This window comes from Stenotrophomonas ginsengisoli (assembly GCF_001431485.1).
Lineage (GTDB): Bacteria > Pseudomonadota > Gammaproteobacteria > Xanthomonadales > Xanthomonadaceae > Stenotrophomonas > Stenotrophomonas ginsengisoli.
This window is the reverse complement of the sequence record NZ_LDJM01000067.1, coordinates 1-5,714: the sequence shown is the minus strand read 5'-3', so window position 1 is coordinate 5,714 and position 5,714 is coordinate 1. Positions and strand designations below refer to the sequence as shown.

At 67.2% G+C, this 5,714-nt stretch carries 4 protein-coding genes; 2 read left to right on the top strand and 2 right to left on the bottom strand.

Going from position 1 to position 5,714, the window contains the following annotated elements; translation table 11 throughout:
• Window position 1: 1 nt before the first annotated feature.
• On the top strand, window positions 2-1,624 hold the full coding sequence (locus ABB30_RS15305) for a phosphoethanolamine transferase (protein ID WP_057639175.1): 1,623 nt from the start codon (window positions 2-4) through the stop codon (window positions 1,622-1,624).
• 97 nt (window positions 1,625-1,721) lie between these two features.
• Window positions 1,722-3,725, top strand: coding sequence for a M2 family metallopeptidase (locus ABB30_RS15300; protein ID WP_057639174.1), 2,004 nt, complete (start codon window positions 1,722-1,724; stop codon window positions 3,723-3,725).
• Window positions 3,726-3,836: 111 nt separating this feature from the next.
• Here the strand turns inward: ABB30_RS15300 and ABB30_RS15295 are convergent, their stop codons facing one another.
• The gene (locus ABB30_RS15295; protein WP_057639173.1) at window positions 3,837-4,238 is read right to left on the bottom strand and encodes a hypothetical protein; all 402 of its coding nucleotides are present in this window, start codon (window positions 4,236-4,238) and stop codon (window positions 3,837-3,839) included.
• A 50-nt stretch (window positions 4,239-4,288) separates the two neighbouring features.
• Window positions 4,289-5,518 (bottom strand): multidrug effflux MFS transporter, encoded by a 1,230-nt coding sequence (locus ABB30_RS15290; protein ID WP_057639172.1) that lies wholly within the window; start codon window positions 5,516-5,518, stop codon window positions 4,289-4,291.
• Window positions 5,519-5,714 lie beyond the last annotated feature (196 nt).

Below are 5,714 nucleotides of genomic sequence, written 5' to 3'. Positions count from 1 at the left end.
AGTGCAGGCGTGGCAGGCGCTGCGCCTGCCACGCCTGCACTGGAGCAGCCATCGCCTGGTGGTGGTGCTGGCCCTGTTTTTCACCGTGTTCTGCAACCAGCGTTTCTGGGCCGCGGCACTGTCCGGTGTACAGGCCGACCTGCGCATGGGCCTGGCCATGGGGCTGCTGCTGCTGGCCGCCAATACCCTGGTTTTGGGCCTGCTGGTGTGGCGCTGGAATGCACGCATCCTGGTTCCCGTCCTGCTGCTGGCCAGTGCCCTGGCCGTGCACTGGATGAACACCTACAACGTGTATCTGGATGCAGACATGCTGCGCAACGTGCTGCATACCGACCGCAAGGAGGCCGCCGAGCTGATCGGCTGGTCACTGCTGCCGGCGGTACTGGTGCTGGGCGTACTGCCGGCCCTGGGCATGGGCCTGGTGCGCCTGCGCCGCCAGGCCTGGTACCGCGCCCTGGGCCAGCGTCTGCTGCTCCTGCTGCTGGCCCTGCTGACCGGGCTGGGCGGGGCCCTGCTGGACTCCCAGAACGTGGCCTCGCTGCTGCGCAACCAGCGCCAGGTCCGCTACCTGGCCACCCCGGTCAACTACCTGGTGGCCCTGCCGCGCAGCCTGCATGCCAGCAATCCGCTGCGCCAGCGCACGCTGCTGCCGGTCGCTGCCGATGCCCACCCACTGTCCAGCCCGGCCGGGCGCAAGCCACGTCTGCTGGTGATGGTGGTCGGCGAGACCGTGCGCGCCCAGAACTGGGGCTTGAACGGCTACCAGCGCCAGACCACGCCGGAGCTGTCCACTGCCGGGGTGATCAACTTCAATGACATGCACAGCTGCGGCAGCAGTACCGAAGTCTCGCTGCCCTGCATGTTCTCGCCCTGGGGCCGGGCCGACTACGACGAGGATGCGATCAAGAGCCACCAGTCGCTGCTGCATGTCCTGGACCGCGCCGGCATCCACCCGCTGTGGCGCGACAACCAGTCCGGCTGCAAGGGCGTGTGCAGCGGGCTGGAAATCGACCACCTGGATGACGCCAGCGACCCGGTGCTGTGCCGTGACGGCCGCTGCATGGACGAGATCCTGTTGCAGCAGCTGGAGCAGCGCGTACGCGCCCGGCCCGGCGACCGCGTGGTGGTGCTGCACCAGCTGGGCAACCACGGTCCGGCGTATTTCCAGCGCTACCCGGCCAGCTTCGCCCACTACCAGCCGGGCTGCCAGTCCACCGACCTGGGCAGTTGCAGCCGCGAGCAGATCATCAACAGCTATGACAATGCGGTGCTGTACACCGACCATTTCCTGGCCACCACCATTGCCCGGCTCAAGGCCCTGGACGATTACGACAGCGCCATGCTGTATGTCTCCGACCACGGTGAATCGCTGGGTGAAAAAGGCCTGTACCTGCATGGCCTGCCCTGGGCGATCGCCCCGGAGCAACAGACCCGGGTGCCGATGGTGATGTGGTTCTCCCCCGGCTTTGGCCAGTCACGCGGGCTGGACCTGGCCTGCCTGCAGCAGCGCAGCACCCGGCCGGCCTCGCACGACAACCTGTTTGCCTCGGTACTGGGCCTGATGCAGGTGGGCACCGATGCCTACCGCGCCGACCAGGACCTGTTTGCCGGCTGCCGGGCCTGACCCCCGTACCCGCCACGCCCCATGGCCTGCGCCACTTGCAGGCCCGGGCGCGGCGGCCTAGCCTGCGGCAATTACCACTCGTTGCAGGGGATCACCCGTGAAACAGCGTCATCTGCTGCTGGCCGCAGCAATCAGCACCAGCCTGCTCGTCCTGGCCGGTTGCAACAAGGATGCCACCGACACCGCCGCACCGGCCGCCAGCGCCCATGCACCGGCCGAAAGCGCCGATGACTTCATCGCCCGGGTCAACGCCGAATACAAGGCCATGTACCCGGAAATGACCTCGGCCCAGTGGCTGGCCTCGACCTACATCAACCCGGATTCGGAGCGCATCGCGGCCAAGAGCAACGAGCGCTGGATGACCGTGCTCAACGGCTGGATCGAGCAGGCCGGCAAGTACGACGGCCAGCCGATGAGCGCCGATACCGCCCGCGCCATCTCCCTGCTCAAGCTGATGACCGCCATGCCGGCCCCGCGCGACCCGGCCAAGCTGGCCGAGCTGGCCGGCATCGCCGCCAAGCTGGAAGGCGACTACGGCGCCGGCACCTACTGCACCGGCGAAGGTGACAAGCAGAACTGCCGCCAGCTCGGCGCCCTGGAAAACGTGCTGGCCCGTTCGCGCGACTACAACGCCCAGCTCGATGCCTGGAGCGGCTGGCACTCCACCGCCACTGCCTCGCGCGCCCGTTACCAGCGCTTTGTCGAGCTGGTCAACGAAGGCGCCAGCCAGATGGGCTACGCCGATGCCGGCGCGATGTGGCGCAGTGGCTATGACATGCCGGCCGAGCAGGTGGTCAGCGAAACCGACCGCCTGTGGGACCAGGTCAAGCCGCTGTACGAGCAGCTGCACTGCTACACCCGTTCCAAGCTGGTGCAAGAGTACGGCGCGGACAAGGGCCAGGTCGAAGGCGGCCTGATCCCGGCCCACCTGACCGGCAACATGTGGCAGCAGGAATGGTCCAACCTGTGGGACATGCTGCAGCCCTACCCGGGCGCCGGCTCGCTGGACATCACCGCCGCGCTTGAAAAGCAGCACCAGGCCAACCTGAGCAAGGCCCAGGCCGCCCTGCCGGCCGCGCCCACCACCGAACAGCGCTTCATGGCCCAGCGCGCGGCCGAGCTGAAGACCGCCCAGGACATGACCCGTCAGGCCGAGCAGTTCTACACCGGGCTGGGCATGCCGGCCCTGCCGGAAAGCTATTGGGCCAACACCCAGTTCATCAAGCCGCTGGACCGCAATGTGGTCTGCCACGCCAGCGCCTGGGACATGAACATGGGCGGCGAAGGCGGTACCCACCCGGACGTGCGCACCAAGATGTGCATCACCCCGACCGAAGAAACCTTCACCACGATCTACCACGAGCTGGGCCACATCTATTACGACCTGGCCTACAACGCCCAGCCGCCGCTGTTCCAGGGCGGTGCCAATGACGGCTTCCACGAGGCCATCGGCGACACCATCGTGCTGGCGATGACCCCCAAGTACCTCAACTCGATCGGCCTGGTCGGTGCCCAGGCAGAAAGCGAGCAGGCCACCATCAACGCGCAGATGCGCATGGCCCTGAGCGGGGTGTCCTTCCTGCCCTTCGGCCTGCTCACCGACCGCTGGCGCTGGGGCGTGTTCGACGGTTCGATCAGCCCGGACAACTACAACAAGGCCTGGTGGGAGCTGAAGGCCAAGTACCAGGGCGTGGCCCCGGCCACCCCGCGCGGCGAGGAATTCTTCGACGCCGGTGCCAAGTACCACGTACCGGGCAACACCCCGTACCTGCGCTACTTCCTGGCCCGCATCTACCAGTACCAGTTCTACAAGGGCCTGTGCGACGCCGCCGGCTTCACCGGGCCGCTGCACGAGTGCAGCTTCTACGGCAACAAGGCGGCCGGCGAGAAGTTCTGGAGCATGCTGACCAAGGGCGCCAGCCAGCCGTGGCAGGCCACGCTGAAGGAAGTGACCGGCAGCGAGCAGCTGGACGCGGGCCCGATGCTGGCCTACTTCGCCCCGCTGCAGCAGTGGCTGAGCGAACAGAACGCCGGCCAGACCTGCGGCTGGCAGGCCCCGGGCACGGCCGCACCGGCAGCCGCTGCCCCGGCCCAGCCGTAAGCCAGCACCGTGCAGGCCGGCCCGGCCGGCCTGCGCAGGGTTTGAAAACAACAAGGGCGCCATCGGCGCCCTTGTTGCATCAGGGTCTGGCTGTGCAGCGCGCGCGCGGCCTCAGTGCAGCTTGCCGCCCAGACGCGCCACCAGGTCGTCCTTGAACTGCTCGAAGGTCTGTCCCAGGGCCTGGGCTTCGGCACTGGCCGCATCACGCAGCACATCCGAATAGGTCAGGCGCACCGGCTTTCCCTGGCGCTCGTGCAGTTCGCCGGCGGCCATCACCATGGCCAGCACATGGGCCGCACTGTCACTCTCACCGGCAATCTTGCCATCCATGCCCAGCACCCACTGGCCATCGCGGCGGACCACGCCGGCCAACAAGGTACGCTGCTGGTCACGCAGTTCGGCATGCGGCTCGACATTGCGCACGGCCTGGCGCAGACGCTCGGCATTCTGGTTGGCAGCACGCTCGGCCTGCTTCTTCTTTGCCTCGCGGCGGTTCTTTGAATCAGTGGACATGAATCACTTCCGGGTAAGGGCCTGCCCCGCCGGCAGCCGGGCAACGATGCTCATTGTCCCTGATCGGCCGCCAACTTGCCTGAGCGGGCCATGGCCCGCAGCTCCAGCCACCACAGCAGGCCACCGGCGGCAATGAAGGCCGCCGCCCCCAGGGCCAGGTGCAGGCCATGCCGGCTCAGCAACGGCGACAGCACCCCGGCCACCACGGTATTGGTCACCAGCACACTGAAGGCCTGCATCGAGGAGGCCGAACCGCGCTGGCGCGGGTACATGTCCAGGATGCGCAGGGTCAGCACCGGGAAGATCAAGGCCGTACCAAAGGCATGCAGGCTCAGGCCGAGCATCGCCCACGGCACCTGCGGGGTGTCGGTGAACAGGTTGTAGCCCACGTTCCACAGCACCGACAGGCCCAGTACGGCAAACCCGGAGGCAATGGCCCGCTCGCCACTGATGCGCCCGGCACTGCGCCCTGAGAACCACGCACCCAGGCTCATGCCGGCGATGGTCGGCACGAACAGCCAGGCAAAGTCACGCTCGCCCAGGCCGAGCAGGTCGATGATCACTGCCGGAGCCGAGGCGATGTACAGGAACAGGCCACCAAAGCCCAAGGCGCCAGCACCGGCCAGGCGCAGGAAGCGCCGGTTGCGCGCAATGGCCAGGTAATCGGCTGCCAGGGCCAGCGGCTTGAGCTCCAGCCGCGCCTGCGGCGGATGGGTTTCCGGCAGCCACAGCAGGGTCACCGCCAGCAACAGGGTGGAAAAACCGACCAGGAACCAGAAGATCAGCGGCCAGTTGCCCCAGCCCAGCAGCCAGCCACCGATGATCGGGGCAATGGCCGGGGCAATGGAGAAGATCATCGACACCTGGCTCATCAGGCGCTGGGCCTCGTCGCCGGCATACAGGTCGCGGATCACCGCGCGGCCGATGATGTAGCCGACCCCGGCCGACATCCCCTGCAGGGCACGGAAGAACAGCAGGGTCGGCATGTCCCGGGCCAGGGCGCAGCCGATCGAGGCGGCGATGAATACCAGCAGGCCACCGACGATCACCCGTTTGCGCCCCAGCGCATCAGACAGCGCGCCATGGACCAGGCTCATCAGGGCGTAGGCCAGCAGGTACACACTGATCACCTGCTGCAGGGCCAGCTTGTCCACCGCGAACTGGTTGCCGATGCGCGGAAAGGCAGGGAACACCGCATCGATGGCAAACGGGCCAAACATCGACAGCCCCGCCACCAGAAGGGCGATACGCCGGAACGAAACCGTTGGAGCGGTGTGCATGTAAACAGCCTTGTGACAATACGGCCACTGACAGCGGGCCATTCCCGCCGTCCTGTCCATCGCTGACCATAATCAAAAATGCGGGCTTGCGCCGACGCACAAGTATGGTCGGCCAGCAGCGCGCACCACCAGGCCCCGGCAGAGCACTGCCGCGCGTATGCAGAAAACCGCCGATCGGCTTGGGCTTGTTGGCTTG